Raw genomic sequence first — 17,538 nt, forward strand, 5'->3', positions numbered from 1 at the left:
AGTCCCATCCGCATCACAGCCACAGCCCCTGCAATTGGTCGCACAGCGCGACCGCACCAATCAAGGACACCAATGAGTGAGTTCAACAAGACACCGAGGCTCGTCCTCCTGCCCGCCGTCGATGTGGCCGGCGGCAAGGCGGTTCGCCTGACCCAGGGCGAGGCCGGCACGGAAACGAACTACGGTGACCCCGTCGACGCCGCGGCCGACTGGGCCAGGCAAGGTGCTGAGTGGATTCACCTCGTCGACCTCGACGCGGCCTTCGGCCGTGGCAGCAACACCGGTGTGATCAAGAAGGTCATTCGTCAGGTCAAGGGCGTGAACATCGAGCTCTCCGGCGGTATCCGCGATGACGAATCGCTCGAAGCGGCACTGACCACCGGCGTTAAACGCATCAACCTCGGCACCGCAGCGCTGGAAAACCCGGAGTGGGCGGCGAGCGTCATCGCACAATACGGTGAGGCCGTTGCCGTTGGCCTTGATGTACGCGGAACAACCCTGGCCGCGCGTGGCTGGACCAAAGATGGCGGGGACCTCTGGCAGGTCCTCGAACGGCTCGAAACAGCCGGGTGTGCCCGCTATGTGGTGACCGACGTCACCAAGGACGGCACTCTGCAGGGCCCGAACATCGACCTGCTGCGTCAGGTGCTCGACCGCACGCGCAAGCCGGTCATTGCCTCCGGCGGCATTTCGAGCCTTGATGACATTCAAGCGTTGCGCAAGCTTGTGCCGCTGGGGCTTGAGGGTGCCATCGTGGGCAAGGCGCTCTACGCCGGCGCGTTCACGCTGGCCGAGGCCCTGGACGTCGCGGGGGACTAATGGCTCGGGCGCGAAACCTCGGCTCAACGGGAGACCCCTCGGGCCAGCCGGGCTCAGGGCGACCTGGCGACGGGAATGAGTCAGCCAACACGGCCGACTCGGCCGGCCAGCCGTGGGCCGGACGGGAATTCGAGGCCAACCTCGAAGCCGGTGATGACGGGGCCGCGCCCGCCGCCCTTGCCGCGGCGCTTGCCCGTTTTCAAGCTCGAGAGGCCGGCGAAGAAAGCGTCATCGATGCCATTCGCGGATCTCGTCTGCTCATTCCGCTGGTGACCAAGCTCGGCGAGGCCGCCGTGAACGCGCGCGGGCAGACCATCGATAAAACCCAGGAACTATCGATCATCACGGTTGAAGGGCCGGACGGCCGTACCGTGCTCCCAGTCTTCTCGTCGACCGCTGCCATGGCGGCGTGGAACCCCCTCGCAAGGCCCGTACCAGCGGATGCCGTGCGCGTCGCCCTGGCCGCCGCGCAGGAAGACACCGACCTCGTCGTGCTCGACCCGACATCCCCCGGGGAATTCATCATTCGGCGACCGGCGCTTTGGGCGATCGCCCAGTCGCTGCCGTGGACTCCGAGTTACGCGAGCCACTTCATCGCCGACGCTTTCACCGCATCAATCGCCACGGAACTCTCGGTGCTCTCGGTTCAGCTCATGGCGGGCGACCCGCTGGCGCAGCTCAAAGGTCCCGAACTCGTGGTCCAACTGGAATTGGTCGACGGCCTCACCCAGTCGGACCTTGACGCGATTCTGAGCCGCCTCGGCACCCGGTGGTCGGAGAGCGAGATCATCACGACCGGCGTGGATTCGCTGCGCGTCAAGCTCGTCGCCTCCGCGTAGGTTTCCGGGTGAAACCCGAATGTCGGTGGGGTGAGCGACAATAACGGTATGAGCGACGTTCTTGAACGATTCTCCCCGGCCGCTCGGGCCTGGTTCACCGAGGCTTTCGCGGCACCGACAGCAGCGCAGCTGGGAGCATGGGAGGCCATTTCGTTGGGTTCGCACGCCCTCGTGGTGGCTCCGACTGGGTCGGGCAAGACCCTCGCCGCGTTCCTGTGGGCCATTGACCGGCTGGCCACCGAGTCGGCCGCACCGGCCGTCCCCGCCGCTTCCACGCCCATCACTCGCGTGCCCGCCGCTTCCACGCCCATCACTCGCGTGCTGTATATCTCGCCGCTCAAAGCACTCGGCGTCGATGTGGAACGCAACCTCACCGCTCCGCTCGTGGGAATCACCCGTTCGGCCCAGCGGCTCGGCCTGGAGCCGCCGCGCGTCACGGTTGGCGTGCGCTCGGGAGACACGCCGGCCGCCGACCGGCGCAAACTGGTCACCTCGCCGCCCGACATTCTTATCACCACCCCGGAGTCGTTGTTTCTCATGCTGACCTCGGCCGCCCGCGAATCGCTGCGCGGCGTGCAGACCGTCATCATCGATGAGGTGCACGCGGTCGCGGCGAGCAAACGCGGTGCACACCTGGCCGTCTCCCTCGAGCGACTCGACGCCCTGCTGAGCCGGCCGGCGCAACGTATCGGGCTCTCCGCCACGGTGCGGCCGCAGAGCGAGGTGGCCCGATTTCTCGGCGGCGCCGCACCCGTGCAGATCGTGGCTCCGCCCGTGCTGAAACGGTTCGACCTGCGGGTGGTCGTACCGGTGGACGACATGAGCGACCTCGGTCCGGTGCCGCAACGCGAAGGAGTCACGTCAGCTTCGGCGCCGCAGACCGGGTCGATCTGGCCCCACGTAGAGGAGGCCATCGTCGACGAGGTGCTTGCACACTCCTCCAGCATCGTGTTCGCAAACTCGCGCCGCCTCACCGAACGGCTCACGGCGCGGTTCAATGAAATCTATGCCGAGCGCCTGGCCGGGGAGGAGGCATCCGCTCTCGTGACGGTGTCGCGGGGGGACGCCCGGGCGGTGGGCAGCCCCGCGCCTGCCAGACCGCCAGCCGAGCTCATGGGCGCAAGCGGCGAGAGTGCGGGGGCCGAACCGCTGCTCGCTCGCGCGCATCACGGTTCGGTCAGCAAAGAGCAGCGCGCGCTCATTGAAGACGACCTGAAATCGGGGCGGCTGCGCTGTGTCGTCGCCACGTCGAGCCTTGAACTCGGCATTGATATGGGCGCCGTCGACTTGGTCGTGCAAGTGGAGTCACCGCCGTCGGTTTCGAGCGGGCTGCAACGGCTCGGCCGGGCCGGGCATCAGGTGGGTGAGATTTCGCGCGGGGTCATCTACCCCAAACATCGGGCCGACCTCATCCACGCCGCGGTCGCCGCCGAACGCATGGTCGCCGGTGCCATCGAATCGCTGCGGGTGCCGACCAATCCGCTCGATATCCTGGCCCAGCAGACGGTCGCGGCCTGCGCGCTCGAACCAATCGACGTCGAGACCTGGTTCGACACCGTGCGGCGCAGCGCACCCTTCGTAACCCTGCCCCGCTCCGCCTACGAGGCCACCCTCGACCTGCTGGCCGGTCGGTATCCCTCCGACCAGTTCGCAGAACTGCGCCCGCGCATCGTCTGGGATCGCGACGCCGGCACCCTCACCGGCCGCCCCGGCGCGCAACGGCTGGCCGTCACCAGTGGCGGCACCATTCCCGACCGCGGTCTATTTGGCGTCTTCATGGTCGGCGGAGAGCAGATCACCGGCAAACGGGTCGGTGAACTCGACGAGGAGATGGTCTACGAGTCCCGCGTGAATGATGTCTTCGCGCTCGGCACCACGAGCTGGCGCATTCAGGAGATCACGCACGACCGAGTACTCGTCGTGCCGGCGTTCGGGCAGCCCGGGAGGCTGCCGTTCTGGAAGGGCGACGGGCTGGGCCGCCCGGCCGAACTGGGCCAGGCCATCGGTGCCTTCGTGCGCGAGGTCGGCAGCCTGCCGGCCGACCAAGCCAGGGACCGCTGCGCCGTGGGTGGCCTCGACGACCGGGCGATCACTAACCTGCTGGCCTTTCTCGGCGAGCAACGCGCTGCCACCGGGCAACTGCCGACCGACCGCACGCTCGTGGTCGAACGCTTTCGTGACGAGCTGGGGGACTGGCGGGTCGTGCTGCATTCCCCGTACGGCGCCCCGGTAAACGCACCGTGGGCACTCGCGGTCGGTGCCCGCGTGCGCGAACGCTATGGAATCGACGGCTCCTGCGTGGCAAGTGACGACGGCATCGTCGTACGCATTCCCGACACCGAAACCGAGCCGCCCGGCAGCGAACTGTTCGTGTTCGACCCCGACGAGCTCGAGCAACTGGTCACCGACGAGGTTGGTGGCTCGGCTCTGTTCGCGTCCCGGTTTCGCGAGTGCGCCGCCCGAGCCCTGCTTCTGCCCCGCTACAAGCCCGGGGCGCGCTCACCGCTCTGGCAGCAACGCCAGAAGGCGGCGCAACTGCTCGACGTGGCCCGCACCTTCCCCACTTTTCCGATCATTCTCGAAACCCTGCGGGAATGCCTGCAAGACGTCTACGACCTGCCAGCCCTCGGGGTGCTGGCCCGACAGATCGCTTCGCGCGAACTGCGCCTGATCGAAATCACGACCGACACCGCGAGCCCGTTCGCGAGTACCCTATTGTTCGGTTACGTCGCCGCCTTCATGTATGAGGGCGACACCCCGCTGGCCGAGCGGCGGGCGACCGCCCTCGCGATCGACTCGAGCCTGCTCGCCGAACTCCTGGGTCGGGTCGAGCTGCGGGAGCTGCTCGACCCAGCCGTCATCGACCAGACCGACCGGGAACTGCAGCGGCTCACCTCCGACTACCGGGCCAAGGGCGTTGAGGGTGTCGCGGACCTGCTGCGTACCCTGGGGCCGCTCAACACCAGCGAGGTCGCCGAGCGGATGCTCCTGCCCGCGCCCGAATCGCCGCACGTGCCCGGTGCGATGGCGGCAGAGCAGGCCCTGCTCGCTCTCGTTGATGCCCGCCGTGCCATCCGGGTCAACGTCGGCGGTGAGGATCGCTGGGCGGCGGTCGAAGACGCCAGCCGGTTGCGCGATGCCCTCGGTGTTCCCCTGCCGATCGGCGTTCCCTCCGCCTTCACCGAATCCGTGCCTGATCCGCTCGGTGATCTGGTGAGCCGGTATGCGCGTTCCCACGGGCCCTTCACAACGAATGCCGTCGCCGACCGGTTTGGCCTCGGTACGGCCGTCGTCCAAATCGCCCTCGGCCGACTCGCCGATGCCCGACGCATCGTGGCCGGAGAGTTTCGACCCAACGGCAGCGGCCTGGAATGGTGCGACGCCGAGGTGCTGCGGCGGCTCCGCCGTCGTTCCCTCGCCGCGCTCCGGCACGAGGTCGAACCGGTCGACCAACGGGCGATCGGCCGGTTTCTGCCGGCCTGGCAGCACGTGGGCGGAAAGCTGCGCGGAATCGACGGCGTCGCATCCGTTGTTGAGCAGCTGGAGGGGGCGCGCATTCCGGCATCCGCGTGGGAGACGCTCATTCTGCCCGCCCGGGTCAGCGACTACCGTCCGGATATGCTCGACGAACTCACCAACGCGGGCGAGGTGCTCTGGGCCGGCGGGGGAACGCTTGCCGGCAATGACGGCTGGGTGAGCCTGCACCTCGCCGAAACCGCCCAGCTCACCCTGCCGGTACCGATCGACGTCGAAACGACGCCCCTGCAACAGGAGATCCTGGCGACCCTGGGCAGTAATGGTGCCTACTTCTTTCGGCAACTTGCCGATGCCGTCGGTAGCCAGAATGACCAGGAATTGGTGCATGCGCTGTGGGACCTGGTCTGGGCCGGCCTGATCACCAATGACACCTTCGCCCCGGTCCGGTCGCTTCTCTCCGGCGGTCACACCGCGCATCGTCCGAGCCGGGCCGTGCCCCGGGCACGCCTGCACCGCGGGCGGTCGATGCCCCGGCCGAGCCTGGCAAGCCGCGGCGGACCACCGACGGTGTCGGGTCGCTGGTCGATTCTGCCCGTGGCCGACGACTCACCGACCCGCCGCGCGCACGCCCTGGGGGAGACCCTGCTCGAACGCTACGGAGTAGTGACGCGCGGCGCGGTCATGGCCGAGAGCGTCATCGGCGGATTCTCCCTCGTCTACCGCACGCTCACCGGATTCGAGGAGATGGCGCGCTGCCGACGCGGCTACTTCATCGAGGGGCTCGGCGCTGCCCAGTTCGCCACCGGCGGCACCATCGACCGGCTGCGCACCTTCGCCGCCGGGGTAGCCGACTCGTCGGTCGGGCATCCGGCCGTGGTGACCTTGGCCGCGACCGACCCGGCGAACGCGTACGGTGCTGCCCTGCCGTGGCCAGCGCTCCCCGGCGACACCACCCATCGCCCGGGCCGGAAGGCGGGTGCACTCGTCGTGCTCGTCGATGGCGCCCTCGTGCTCTACGTCGAGCGCGGCGGCAAGACCGTGGTTGCCTTCGAGACGGATGAGGCCACGCTCGCGGCCGCCACGGCGAGCCTGGCTGCTCTGGTCACAACGGGTCGCATCCAGAAAATCGCGGTCGAAACGGCCAACGGCGTGTTCGTCATGGGCACCGAGGTGGGTGCGGCTCTGCGCGCCGCGGGATTCACCGAGACTCCAAAAGGGCTGAGGCTTCGTGCCTGAGGGCGATACCGTCTATCGCACGGCCCGAACCCTCGACCAGGCGCTGCGCGGCAGTATTCTCACCGGCTGCGACATCCGCGTGCCAGCCTTCGCGACCGCCGATCTCACGGGCCAGACCGTGCACGAGGTCGTCAGTCGCGGCAAACATCTACTGCACCGGGTCGGCGAGACGAGCATTCACTCGCATCTGAAAATGGAGGGCGCCTGGCACCTGTACCGGCCCGGCACGCGGTGGCAGCGGCCGGCGTTCCAGGCGCGCATTGTGCTGCAGACCCTGGACTGGGTCGCGGTCGGGTTCGAGCTTGGTGTGTTGGAGCTGGTTCCTACCCGGGCCGAGTCGGAGGTGGTCGGCTATCTCGGACCCGACCTGCTCGACACCGAATGGAGTGCGGTCAACAGCGCCGAGGCGGCCACTCGCCTCGCTGCCCGGCCCGAACAACCGGTCATTCTGGCCCTCGCCGACCAGCGCAATCTGGCCGGACTCGGCAACGTCTATGTCAACGAACTCTGCTTTCTGCGCGGACTCTTGCCGACCCGGCCCCTGGCCGAGGTTACCGACGTCCCCGGACTCGTCGCCCTGGCCCGGCGCCTGCTCCTGGCCAATAAAGACCGCGACGAACGCACGACCACCGGCAACCTGCGCCGCGGCACCCAGACCTGGGTCTACGGGCGAGGCGGTCAGGCGTGCCGACGCTGCGGAACCCACATTCAACGCAGCACTCTCGGTCGCAGCGATGTCGAGCAGCGCAATACATTCTGGTGCCCGCACTGCCAGACCTGACTCAAGCTGCGCAGAACGGATGCCGTCGGTCGGGTGACCGGCGGCATCCGTTCGTGAGGGGAGGAATCAGTTGACCGGGCCGGTGAGCTTCTCGCCGGGGCCTTCGCCGATCGCGTCGGGAAAGGCGGACGCCTCGCGGAACGCCAGCTGCAGTGAGCGCAGCCCGTCGCGTAGGCTTCCTGCATGAAGGCTGGAGATGTCGGGAGCGGCAGCCGTGACCAGCCCGGCGAGAGCACTGATCAGTTTGCGCGCCTCGTCAAGGTCGATCTGGGCATCGGGATCGTCGGCGAGCCCGCACTTGACGGCGGCCGCGCTCATCAGGTGCACCGCGGCCGTGGTGATGATCTCGACAGCGGCCACATCAGCGATATCGCGCGTTGCCTGTGCTGCATCCTGCTCAAAATCCGTATCTTGCTCAAAACTAGGGCTCACTGCATTCCTCTGCTAGGCTTGTCTTTGGTTCCGAGACAATAGTCTCGGTACGAAAGTGGAGAATCTCCCACCCGCGCATACCGCTTCATCAAGGTTACCGGGTAGATTGCACTCCGCCGTCGCGTTATCGCCTCCCTCGGGAAGGTGGCAGCGTGAGGGTAGACAGGGTGCCGTGTGGAACACATCAACGAAAAAGTTGGCGTGGAAATCGCGTGATTTTTCTCTCTTCGTCCCCAGGCGGCATCCGCTGTCTGGTTGTGATCACGAAGTTAACCAAGAGGAGAGACGCATCAGCGATCCCCGTACAAATGACCGTATACGCGTCCCCGAAGTTCGTCTCGTTGGTCCCAACGGCGAGCAGGTCGGGGTCGTGGCGATTGATGTTGCCCTGCGCCTGGCACAGGATGCCGACCTCGACCTCGTCGAAGTTGCACCCGAAGCCAAGCCGCCCGTGGCCAAGATCATGGACTACGGCAAGTTCAAGTACGAGGCTGCGCAAAAGGCCAAGGAGGCCAGGCGCAACCAGGCGAACACGATCCTGAAAGAGGTTCGTTTCCGTCTCAAGATTGATACGCACGACTACGAGACCAAGCGCAAACGCGCCGAAGGCTTCCTGAAGAGCGGTGACAAGGTCAAGGCCATGATTCTTTTTCGTGGCCGTGAACAGTCCCGGCCTGATCAGGGCGTACGACTGCTCCAAAAATTTGCCGAGGATGTCGCCGAGTACGGTTCCGTGGAATCGACTCCGATGATCGACGGTCGAAACATGGTCATGGTGATTGGCCCGTTGAAAAACAAGTCAGAAGCCAAGGCCGAGATCAACGCCCACAAGGCTGCCGAGAAGGCAGACAAGGTCGCCGATAAGGCAGACAAGGTTGCCGACAAGGCAGCGAAACAGGAGGAACCACATGCCTAAGATGAAGACCCACTCCGGAACCAAGAAGCGTTTCAAGGTCACCGGAAGCGGAAAGATCATGAAGCAGCAGGCCGGACTTCGTCACAACCTCGAAGTCAAGAGCACGCAGCGCAAGTCCCGTTTGAACCAGGACCAGGTGCTGGCCAAGTCAGACCAGAAGGTCATCAAGAAGCTTCTCGGTCTGTAACACCAGGCCCCCGTAACGAATAAGGATTTGTAAAAAATGGCAAGAGTAAAGAGGGCCGTAAACGCCCACAAGAGTCGCCGCGTTATTCTCGAACGCGCCAAGGGCTACCGCGGACAGCGTTCACGCCTGGTCACCAAGGCGAAGGAGCAGCTCACTCACTCCTTCACCTATAGCTACCGTGACCGTCGCGCACGCAAGGGTGACTTCCGTCGCCTGTGGATCCAGCGGATCAACGCTGCGTCGCGCGCCAATGGCCTGACCTACAACCGTCTGATCCAGGGCCTCGGCCTGGCCGGCATCGAGGTTGACCGTCGTATCCTCGCCGACCTGGCCGTCAACGAGGCAGCGACGTTCGCCGCCCTCGTTGAGAGCGCCAAGGCAGCCCTTCCCGCCGACACGTCGGCACCGAAGGTCGCCGTCAAGGCGTAATGCTTCACCGTGATTGACCACCACCGGCTGCCTCCTGGGCGTGAACGTGGTGAATCGGTCAGAGTTCCACAGTGAGGAGCGGGCGACCTGGTCGCCCGCTCCTTTTCTGCAAGTAAACTTGCCACATGCTTGATAATCCACGTTCACCGCGCGTCCGTGCCGTCGCAAAACTTGCCAAGCGCGACGCGCGCCTCGAGTCCGGTCTCTTTCTGCTCGAAGGCCCGCAGGCCGTCTCAGAAGCCCTCACCTTTCGCCCAGAGCTCGTCGTGGAGCTGTTTGCCACGCCGACCGCGCTCGATCGCTATACCGATCTGGCCCAGAAGGCCGTCGACGCCCAGGTCGAGGTGGAGTTCGTCTCCGAAGAGGTACTCGAGGCCATGGCCGACACGGTCACCCCGCAGGGCTTCGTGGCTGTCTGCCACCAGTTCCCCACCTCGGTCAAGAAGATCTTCAACGCGGGCCCCAAGCTCGTCGCCATTCTCGAAGAGGTGCGCGACCCCGGCAACGCCGGCACCATCATTCGGGCAGCGGATGCCGCTGGCGCGGACGCCGTCATCCTCACCGGTCGCAGCGTTGACCTGTACAACCCCAAGGTCATCCGTTCCTCGACCGGCTCCATTTTTCACCTCCCTGTCGCCATCGCGGCTGATCTCTCCGACGTGCTGGACCGTGCTCGCTCCGCCGGCCTGCAGCTGTTCGCCGCCGACATCAAGGGTTCCGACCTGCTTTCCGCCCGCAATGAGGGGCTGCTCGCCGCTCCGACGGTGTGGCTGTTCGGCAACGAGGCCCGCGGCCTGACCGATGAAGACCTCGCCCGGGTCGACCGCAGCGTCAGCGTGCCGATCTACGGCGAGGCTGAGTCGATGAACCTGGCGACCGCGGCATCCGTTTGCCTGTACGAAAGCGCGTTCGCCCAGCGCGCCTGACCTGCCGTTCCGAACAAAAACTCGATGCCCGGACTGCTCCGTCCGGGCATCCGGCATGCCCGGGGCGAGTGTGCTCGGGCATGGCCGAGCCGACCCTTTTTCTGCGGCGACCGAGCCGCTGGACGGGCCGGCCGGTGCCCGGCCGGAGACCGCCGGCTGACCTGCTACATAGCACAGACGACGGATGCCTGGACTGTTACAAATGCGTTACTGTCCGGGAATTTGGCACCCCTCATCCGGTGATCTGTTCTAAGTTGGGGGGTATGGAGCCAATAGATTCGTCCCCGGCCACCTCGAATATCACCGTTCGTCGGGGCGAACCGCTAGTCGTCGTCAAGGACATCAACAAGCACTACGGAGAACTGCACGTTCTCAAGAACATCAACGCCGTAGTCAACCGCGGCGAGGTGGTCGTCGTGATCGGACCAAGTGGGTCGGGAAAATCGACGCTCTGCCGGGCCATCAACCGCCTCGAGACCATCGATGGCGGCGTCATCACCATCGATGGCGTCAAGCTTCCGGAAGAGGGCAAAGCCCTGGCCCACCTGCGTGCGGACGTCGGCATGGTCTTTCAGGCCTTCAACCTGTTTGCGCACAAGACCGTGCTTGAAAATGTGACCCTCGGTCCGATCAAGGTGCGCGGCCTCAAGAAAGCCGACGCCGAGAAGAAGGCGATGGCACTGCTCGACCGTGTCGGAGTAGCCAACCAGGCGCAGAAGATGCCCGCACAGTTATCCGGTGGCCAGCAACAGCGCGTCGCCATTGCGCGTGCCCTGGCCATGGATCCGAAGGTCATCCTTCTCGACGAGCCGACCAGTGCCCTCGACCCGGAGATGATCAATGAGGTGCTCGAGGTCATGGTCGACCTCGCCAACGACGGTATGACCATGATCGTCGTGACGCACGAGATGGGCTTCGCCCGCAGGGCCGCAGACCGCGTCATCTTCATGGCGGAGGGCGAAATCGTCGAGGAGACCTCCCCGGAGGAATTCTTCACGAACCCGCAGAGCACCCGCGCTCAGGACTTCCTCTCCAAAATTCTCGACCACTAAAACTTTCTTCCACTAGATCTCTTGTCCACTAGTCAGTGTGCAAGATCGTCCAGAGCACCTCACAGCAATCAGGAGCAGACACAAATGAGACTCAAAAAAGGCCTTGCAATTTCGGCCCTTGCCCTCGCCAGCGCACTCGTACTCAGCGGTTGCACCGACTCCGGGGCAACCACCGACACGGTCGACGTAGCCGACGCCCCCGAATTCGAAGCGGGAACTACCATGGCCGCCCTCGCCGAAGCCGGCGAGATCACCATCGGCACCAAGTTCGACCAGCCGCTCTTCGGCCTCAAGGGCACGGGAGACCCCATCGGCTTCGACATCGAGATCGGCAAGCTCGTCGCCGGTGCGCTCGGAATCAGCGCCGACAACATCAACTGGATCGAAACCATCTCCGCGAACCGCGAGCCGTTCATCATCAACGGCCAGGTCGATATGGTTGTCGCGACCTACACGATCAACGATACGCGCAAGGAATCCGTCTCCTTCGCCGGACCGTATTACTCGGCCGGGCAGGACCTGCTCGTGCTCGCGGGCAACACCGACATTACCGGCCCAGAGGACCTCGCCGGTAAGGCTGTTTGCACCGTGAGCGGTTCTACTTCGGAGAAGAACATCGCCGAGTACACGACGGACATCATCGCCACGGATGCTTATTCCAACTGCCTCGGCCCGCTGCGCAGCGGCGAAGTCGCCGCTGTGACCACCGATAACGTGATTCTCGCGGGCCTCGCCGACCAGAACGGTGATGAGTTCGAGGTCGTCAACAACCCGTTTACCGAGGAGCCCTACGGTATCGGCGTTGCGCTCGAAGACACGGAGTTCCGTAACTTCATCAACGATGTACTCGAAGCCTCCTACGAAGACGGAACGTGGGTGAAAGCCTGGGAAGCCACCGCGGGCAGCGTTCTCGACACCCCAGAGCCGCCGGCCGTCGACCGCTACTAGGTCGATTGCAGCAGCAGCGCACTCGCGCTCAGTCCGGATGGCCCGTTCGTCTCACGGACGGGCCATCCGGGTGAACCCGCACTACGATCTATCCGGTCGCTCACACAGTTTTACATCTACAGAAGAGGAGGTGAGTTGTGGACGCAGTTGTCGACAACCTGCCGTTGTTCTTGGAAGGCTTCCGGAACACGCTGGGCCTCCTCGCTGTCGCCGGCGTGGGCGCATTCATCCTCGGCGTGCTCGTCGCCGCAATGCGCATCTCACCCGTGGCATCGCTCCGGGCCTTCGCCACGGTTTACACCGAAATTGTGCGTAACACACCGCTCACGCTCGTGTTGTTCTTCTGCGCCTACCTGCTGCCCTACCTGCAATTCTCGCCGGGGTACTTTCAGCTCGCTGCGATCGGCCTGACGGTGTACACCTCGCCGTTCGTCGCCGAAGCGCTGCGCTCCGGCGTCAACGGCGTGCACGTGGGCCAGGCCGAGGCCGCCCGTAGTGTCGGCCTGACCTTTGGCCAGACGCTCTCCTTTATCGTTCTGCCGCAGGCGTTCCGAATGGTGATCCCCCCGCTGATCAACGTGTTCATCGCCCTGGCCAAGAACACCTCGGTCGCCGGCGCATTCTTCGTCTTTGAACTTTTCGGGGCGGCTCGCCGTATCACCAACGATCGTGGGGACGCCGTCATTGCGATCCTGCTCGCGGTTGCCGCGTTCTACCTCATCATCACCATTCCTTTGGGCTTCATCGCCGGCAGGATCGAGAAGAAGGTGGCGGTACTCCGATGACCTCCGTGCTCTACGACGTTCCCGGCCCCCGAGCCCGCTTCCGCTCCAAGATCTTCTCCGTCGTCGGCGTCGTCATCATTGTTGGTGCTTTGCTGACCCTGATCGTGGTTTTGGGCCTTCCCAAGACGAGTGCCAACGGGGCCGTGCAGCCCGGCATCTGGGATGCCTCCCGTTGGGACGTCCTCAACGACGTGCAGGTCTGGCGCACCCTGGGCATCGGCGCCTTAAACACGCTGCGGATGGCCTTCGTCGCGGCGGCTTTTGCCCTCGTGATCGGCGTTCTCTTCTCCTTCGGCCGTTCCTCCGGCGCCGCCTGGATCCGCATCCCGACCACGATCGTGCTCGAATTCTTCCGCGGCATGCCCGTGCTGCTGATGATGCTGTTCATCCTGCTGGTCTTTTCTACCGGTTCGTTCTGGGCCGGCGTGGCCGCCCTGGCCGTCTATAACGGTGCAATCATTGGCGAGGCCCTGCGCGCGGGCATCAACGCCCTGCCGAGCGGACAGCGTGAAGCTGGGCTGGCCATCGGCCTGACGCCGATCGCGACGCGTTTTCGCATCGAATTTCCGCAGGCGTTCCGCCAGATGCTTCCGATCATCATCGCGCAGCTGGTTGTGCTGCTCAAGGACACCTCGCTGGCTTTTGTGGTCGGCTACCCCGAACTGATGCGCTCCGGAAACTACAACCTGGGTACCTTCTTCGGCAACCAATACCAGTTCTCGTTCTTCTTCGTCGTGCTTGCCATCTACCTGACGATGAACCTGTCGCTGTCTTGGCTGGCCCGCCGAATCGCCAAGCGCACCGGGCCACAGGCTGGCAAGCTCATCAAACCCGACCCTACGCCGCCGATCGACCCGAACCTCGTCGACCCGCGCGCACTGGGTGCGCAGAGCAGAGGCCAGTAGCAAGCCCGCTAAACTTGGGCCTTGTGTCTGTTCCCAGCGTTCCCCCAGAGCCCACCACACCATCCGATCCGGCGGCACCTGACGCCGTCGCATCCGCTCAGCCGGAGCCGTTGATCTCCGAAGACGCCGTCAGCGCCGCGGTTGACGCGGCATTAGCCGCCATCGCTGCCGCCACTACGACCGCCGCGCTCAAGCGTGTGCGCAGCGAGCACGCGGGGGAGTCGTCGCCGTTGTCGAAGCTCAACGCGCTCATGCGCAGCGTGCCCGGAAACCAGAAGGCCGCCGCCGGCAAGCTCGTCGGCCAGGCCCGCGGCGCTGTCACGAAGGCGCTGACCGCCCGCGAAGACGAGATCGGTGCGATTGAAGCCGCCGCCCGGCTGCTCGCCGAAACGGTGGACGTGACGGCCGCAGCATCCGCTTGGAAAGCCGGGGCGCGGCATCCGATTTCACTGCTGACCGAACGGGCCGCCGACGTGTTTGTGGCCATGGGCTGGGAAGTAGCCGAAGGACCGGAGCTCGAGAGCGAATGGTTCAACTTCGACGGGCTCAACTTCGACGAGGACCACCCCGCCCGCGCCATGCAGGACACCTTCTTCGTCGAACCGACGGATGCCCACCTCGTTTTGCGCACGCAGACCTCGCCCGTGCAGCTGCGCGCGTTGCTCAGCCGCGAGCTTCCGGTGTACGTGGTCGCGCCCGGACGGGTGTTTCGCACCGATGAGCTCGACGCGACGCACACGCCGGTGTTCCACCAGATCGAGGGCATCGCCATCGACAAGGGCCTCACCATGGCGAACCTGCGCGGCACGCTCGACCACTTCGTGCAGGCCTTGTTCGGCCCCGAAGCCAAGGTACGCCTGCGCCCGAACTACTTTCCGTTTACCGAACCGAGCGCCGAGCTCGACGTCTGGCACCCGACCTTCAAGGACGGCGCGCGCTGGATCGAGTGGGGCGGCTGCGGCATGGTGCACCCTAACGTGCTGCGCTCCGCCGGAATCGACCCCGAGGTGTACTCCGGGTTCGCGTTCGGCGTCGGCGTGGAACGAGCAGTGATGTTTAGAAATGACGTAAAGGACATGCACGACATGGTCGAAGGCGATATCCGGTTCAGCCAGCAGTATGGGATGACGATCTAATGCGGGTACCACTGTCCTGGCTCGGCGAATTCGTCGACCTCGCGCCCGGCACGACGCCGGAAGACGTGCACGCCGCTCTCGTCAGTGTCGGCCTCGAAGAAGAAGACATCCACCGCTTCGAGGTGTCTGGCCCGATCGTGGTCGGCGAGGTACTCGAATTCGTCGGCGAAGAGCAGAGCAACGGCAAGACCATCAACTGGTGCCAGGTGCGCGTAGCCCCCGAGGGTGAACTCGCCGCCGACGGCGGCCCGGCGGTGCACGGCATTATCTGTGGTGCGCACAACTTCGCCGTCGGCGACAAGGTCGTTGTGACCCTGCCCGGCGCCTCGCTGCCGGGACCGTTTCCGATCGCCGCCCGCAAAACGTACGGCCACGTCTCTGACGGTATGATCGCCTCGGCCCGTGAACTCGGCCTTGGCGACGAGCACGATGGCATTCTGCTGCTGTCATCGCTCGGCATCGACGCCCCGGTGGGAACGGATGCCATCCCCCTGCTGGGCCTGGACGACAGCGCCGTCGAGATCAACGTGACGCCTGACCGCGGCTACGCCTTCTCCATTCGCGGCGTCGCCCGCGAATATTCGCACGCGACCGGCGTACCGTTTCGGGACCCCGCACTCGCCCTCACCGTCGTGGCCCCGGTCACTCGGTTCCCGGTCACGATCGACGACCAGGCCCCGATTCGGGACCGGACCGGTGCGACGGTGTTCGTGACCCGCGTCGTGCGCGGCGTCGACCCGACCCGGCCAACCCCGGCCTGGATGATCGCCCGGTTGGGGCTGGTCGGCATCCGCTCGATCTCGCTCGTAGTCGACGTGACCAACTACGTTATGTTCGAGCTCGGCCAGCCGCTGCACGGCTACGACCTCGACAAGCTGGCCGGCGGCATCATCGTGCGACGCGCGACCGCCGGCGAGAAATTCACCACGCTCGACGCCGTCACCCGCACGCTCAACATCGAAGATCTGCTGATCACCGACGAATCCGGGCCAATAGGCCTGGCCGGAGTGATGGGAGGGGCGAACACCGAGATCAGCTCGGAGACCGTCAATGTGCTCGTCGAGGCCGCCAACTTCGACCCGGTGTCCATTGCGCGCTCGGCCCGCCGCCACAAGCTGCCTAGCGAGGCGAGCAAGCGGTTTGAACGTGGCGTCGACCCGCAGGTTGCTGCCGTTGCCGCCGCCCGCGTGGTGCAGCTGCTGGTGGAACTTGCCGGGGGAGTTGCCGACAACCTCGGGTCGGTTTACAACGAGGCGCCGGCCGCACAGCCGATTCTGCTGCCGACCGGATTCGTGTCGGGCCTGATCGGCTTTGCCTACACTGGCGACGAGGTGCGTGCTGCCCTGGTCGACGTCGGTGCCTCCCTCGAGGAAGCCGACGGCGACCTGCAGGTCACTCCGCCGAGCTGGCGCCCTGACCTCACCGACAAGTGGACCCTGGCCGAAGAGGTCGCCCGCATTGTCGGGTACGACAAGATTCCCTCGGTTCTGCCGGTCGCGCCGCCCGGCCGCGGCCTGACGCACACCCAGACGCTGCGCCGCACGGTCGCGCAGACCCTCGCCGCCACCGGCCACAGTGAGGTGCTGACCTATCCGTTCGTCTCCGAGCAGGCGAACAACCTGTTCGGTGTGGCCGTCGTGCCGTCGCAGACGGATACTGACAGCACCGACGGTGCTGCGGCATCCGCTGCCCCGGTCGCGGTGCCCCAGATGAAGGTCGCCAACCCGCTCGACGGTGAGGCGCCGTACTTGCGCTCCTCGATCCTGCCCGGAATGCTGCAGATCGCGCACCGCAACCGTTCTCGCGGGCTCGTCGATGTGGCCATCTACGAGCAGGGCCTGGTCTTTCGGCCCGTGGCCGGGGTGAGCTACGGCATGGCTGTGCTTCCCGCCGGGGCCGCACGTCCGAGCATGCAGGATGAGGCGGCGCTGAACGCGGGGATTGTGCCGCAGCCGCTTCTGGTCGGCGTCGTTCTCATCGGCAACGACGTGCGGCACCAGCCGGGCCAGGCTGCCGTCGCCGCCGGCTGGCAGTCGGCGCTGGCCGCCGTGCAGCAGGTGGCGCTGGCCACCGGGGTGCGCATCGAGGTTCGCCAGGGTCGGCACCCGGCGATGCACTCCGGGCGCACCGCCGAACTGTTCGTCGCTGCTCCGGGCACCGCCGCCACGGTGTCGGTTGGATTTGCCGGCGAACTACTGCCCGCGGTAGCCGACGACTACGACCTGCCCGCAGTCGTCGCCGTCGCAGAGATTAACCTCGCGCTCGTCTTCGCGCAGGCCGGAGTGATCAATACGGTCACGCCGATCCGCACGATGCCCGCCGCCACCCAGGACCTCTCGCTCGTCGTGGCGGCCTCCGTGCCGGCTGCTGACCTGCGTGCGGCCGTGGCGGAGGGCGCCGGTGACCTGCTCGAGAGCATCGAACTGGTCGATGACTACCGCGGTGCCGGAGTCGAACCCGGCCAGAAATCACTCACCTTCGCGCTGCGTTTTCGCGGCGAGGAACGCACGCTGACCGCTGCCGAAGCCAGCGCTGCGCGCCTGGCCGGTGTCGCTCTCGCGGCCGACCGGTTCGGCGCGACCCTGCGCGAGTAAACGCTGGTGAGCGGATGCCGCGGCCCGACCCTGCGGGGTCGGCCCGCGGCATCCGCTGTTCGGGCTGCGAGGTGCA

15 protein-coding genes are annotated in these 17,538 nt (G+C 65.7%); 14 read left to right on the forward strand and 1 reads right to left on the reverse strand.

Translation table 11 applies throughout. The annotated features are described in order from the left end of the window. The first annotated feature begins 72 nt into the window (after positions 1-72). Genes priA through E3T41_RS03255 form a run of 4 tightly spaced genes read left to right on the forward strand, consistent with a single transcriptional unit; the run spans position 73 to position 7,152 of the window. Positions 73-819 (forward strand): bifunctional 1-(5-phosphoribosyl)-5-((5-phosphoribosylamino)methylideneamino)imidazole-4-carboxamide isomerase/phosphoribosylanthranilate isomerase PriA, encoded by a 747-nt coding sequence (gene priA / locus E3T41_RS03240; RefSeq protein ID WP_092449858.1) that lies wholly within the window; start codon positions 73-75, stop codon positions 817-819. Next, positions 819-1,658: an SseB family protein gene (locus tag E3T41_RS03245; protein WP_092449856.1), complete on the forward strand. Its 840-nt coding sequence runs from the start codon at positions 819-821 to the stop codon at positions 1,656-1,658. Before priA ends, E3T41_RS03245 begins: the two co-directional genes overlap by 1 nt. A gap of 48 nt (positions 1,659-1,706) precedes the next feature. Continuing rightward, entirely contained in the window at positions 1,707-6,371 is a 4,665-nt protein-coding gene (locus tag E3T41_RS03250) for an ATP-dependent helicase (protein ID WP_134477322.1), read from the forward strand. Next, on the forward strand, positions 6,364-7,152 hold the full coding sequence (locus E3T41_RS03255; protein WP_092449852.1) for a DNA-formamidopyrimidine glycosylase family protein: 789 nt from the start codon (positions 6,364-6,366) through the stop codon (positions 7,150-7,152). The genes E3T41_RS03250 and E3T41_RS03255 overlap by 8 nt, the downstream gene beginning before the upstream one ends. Positions 7,153-7,218: 66 nt before the next feature. On the opposite strand, the gene E3T41_RS03260 is transcribed toward E3T41_RS03255, so the two are convergent. Continuing rightward, positions 7,219-7,584 carry a DUF1844 domain-containing protein gene (locus E3T41_RS03260; protein ID WP_092449850.1) on the reverse strand — a complete coding sequence of 122 codons (366 nt, stop codon included), beginning with the start codon at positions 7,582-7,584 and terminating at the stop codon, positions 7,219-7,221. Between the two features lie 289 nt (positions 7,585-7,873). Here E3T41_RS03260 and infC point away from each other — a divergent pair, with 289 nt between their 5' ends. From infC to pheT, 10 genes are all read left to right on the forward strand, one after another. Beyond that, positions 7,874-8,500 carry a translation initiation factor IF-3 gene (gene infC, locus E3T41_RS03265; protein WP_104127223.1) on the forward strand — a complete coding sequence of 209 codons (627 nt, stop codon included), beginning with the start codon at positions 7,874-7,876 and terminating at the stop codon, positions 8,498-8,500. Beyond that, a complete protein-coding gene (gene rpmI, locus E3T41_RS03270; protein WP_092341054.1) occupies positions 8,493-8,687 on the forward strand; it encodes a 50S ribosomal protein L35 in 195 nt (64 codons plus the stop codon). Before infC ends, rpmI begins: the two co-directional genes overlap by 8 nt. Positions 8,688-8,723: 36 nt before the next feature. Continuing rightward, positions 8,724-9,116 carry a 50S ribosomal protein L20 gene (rplT, locus tag E3T41_RS03275; protein WP_092449848.1) on the forward strand — a complete coding sequence of 131 codons (393 nt, stop codon included), beginning with the start codon at positions 8,724-8,726 and terminating at the stop codon, positions 9,114-9,116. Positions 9,117-9,241: 125 nt separating this feature from the next. Next, the gene (locus E3T41_RS03280; protein ID WP_092449846.1) at positions 9,242-10,042 is read left to right on the forward strand and encodes an RNA methyltransferase; all 801 of its coding nucleotides are present in this window, start codon (positions 9,242-9,244) and stop codon (positions 10,040-10,042) included. A gap of 263 nt (positions 10,043-10,305) precedes the next feature. Beyond that, positions 10,306-11,094: an amino acid ABC transporter ATP-binding protein gene (locus E3T41_RS03285; RefSeq protein WP_134477324.1), complete on the forward strand. Its 789-nt coding sequence runs from the start codon at positions 10,306-10,308 to the stop codon at positions 11,092-11,094. Positions 11,095-11,178: 84 nt separating this feature from the next. Continuing rightward, a complete protein-coding gene (locus tag E3T41_RS03290) occupies positions 11,179-12,042 on the forward strand; it encodes a glutamate ABC transporter substrate-binding protein (protein ID WP_092449842.1) in 864 nt (287 codons plus the stop codon). Positions 12,043-12,179: 137 nt separating this feature from the next. After that, entirely contained in the window at positions 12,180-12,827 is a 648-nt protein-coding gene (locus tag E3T41_RS03295) for an amino acid ABC transporter permease (RefSeq protein ID WP_134477326.1), read from the forward strand. Further along, positions 12,824-13,732: an amino acid ABC transporter permease gene (locus tag E3T41_RS03300; RefSeq protein ID WP_092449838.1), complete on the forward strand. Its 909-nt coding sequence runs from the start codon at positions 12,824-12,826 to the stop codon at positions 13,730-13,732. Before E3T41_RS03295 ends, E3T41_RS03300 begins: the two co-directional genes overlap by 4 nt. 110 nt (positions 13,733-13,842) lie before the next feature. After that, a complete protein-coding gene (gene pheS / locus E3T41_RS03305; RefSeq protein ID WP_134477355.1) occupies positions 13,843-14,868 on the forward strand; it encodes a phenylalanine--tRNA ligase subunit alpha in 1,026 nt (341 codons plus the stop codon). Next, positions 14,868-17,462 (forward strand): phenylalanine--tRNA ligase subunit beta, encoded by a 2,595-nt coding sequence (gene pheT / locus E3T41_RS03310; RefSeq protein WP_134477328.1) that lies wholly within the window; start codon positions 14,868-14,870, stop codon positions 17,460-17,462. Before pheS ends, pheT begins: the two co-directional genes overlap by 1 nt. Positions 17,463-17,538: the final 76 nt, after the last annotated feature.

The sequence above is a fragment of the Cryobacterium sp. Hh38 genome (assembly GCF_004403235.1).
In the GTDB taxonomy this organism is placed as follows: domain Bacteria; phylum Actinomycetota; class Actinomycetes; order Actinomycetales; family Microbacteriaceae; genus Cryobacterium; species Cryobacterium levicorallinum.

Coding starts and splice junctions, on each gene's coding strand:
- pheT (WP_134477328.1), top strand. CDS start 14,868: ATGCGGGTACCACTGTCCTGGCTCGGCGAATTCGTCGACCTCGCGCCC.
- E3T41_RS03245 (WP_092449856.1), top strand. CDS start 819: ATGGCTCGGGCGCGAAACCTCGGCTCAACGGGAGACCCCTCGGGCCAG.
- rpmI (WP_092341054.1), top strand. CDS start 8,493: ATGCCTAAGATGAAGACCCACTCCGGAACCAAGAAGCGTTTCAAGGTC.
- E3T41_RS03280 (WP_092449846.1), top strand. CDS start 9,242: ATGCTTGATAATCCACGTTCACCGCGCGTCCGTGCCGTCGCAAAACTT.
- E3T41_RS03300 (WP_092449838.1), top strand. CDS start 12,824: ATGACCTCCGTGCTCTACGACGTTCCCGGCCCCCGAGCCCGCTTCCGC.
- E3T41_RS03250 (WP_134477322.1), top strand. CDS start 1,707: ATGAGCGACGTTCTTGAACGATTCTCCCCGGCCGCTCGGGCCTGGTTC.
- E3T41_RS03285 (WP_134477324.1), top strand. CDS start 10,306: ATGGAGCCAATAGATTCGTCCCCGGCCACCTCGAATATCACCGTTCGT.
- E3T41_RS03290 (WP_092449842.1), top strand. CDS start 11,179: ATGAGACTCAAAAAAGGCCTTGCAATTTCGGCCCTTGCCCTCGCCAGC.
- priA (WP_092449858.1), top strand. CDS start 73: ATGAGTGAGTTCAACAAGACACCGAGGCTCGTCCTCCTGCCCGCCGTC.
- rplT (WP_092449848.1), top strand. CDS start 8,724: ATGGCAAGAGTAAAGAGGGCCGTAAACGCCCACAAGAGTCGCCGCGTT.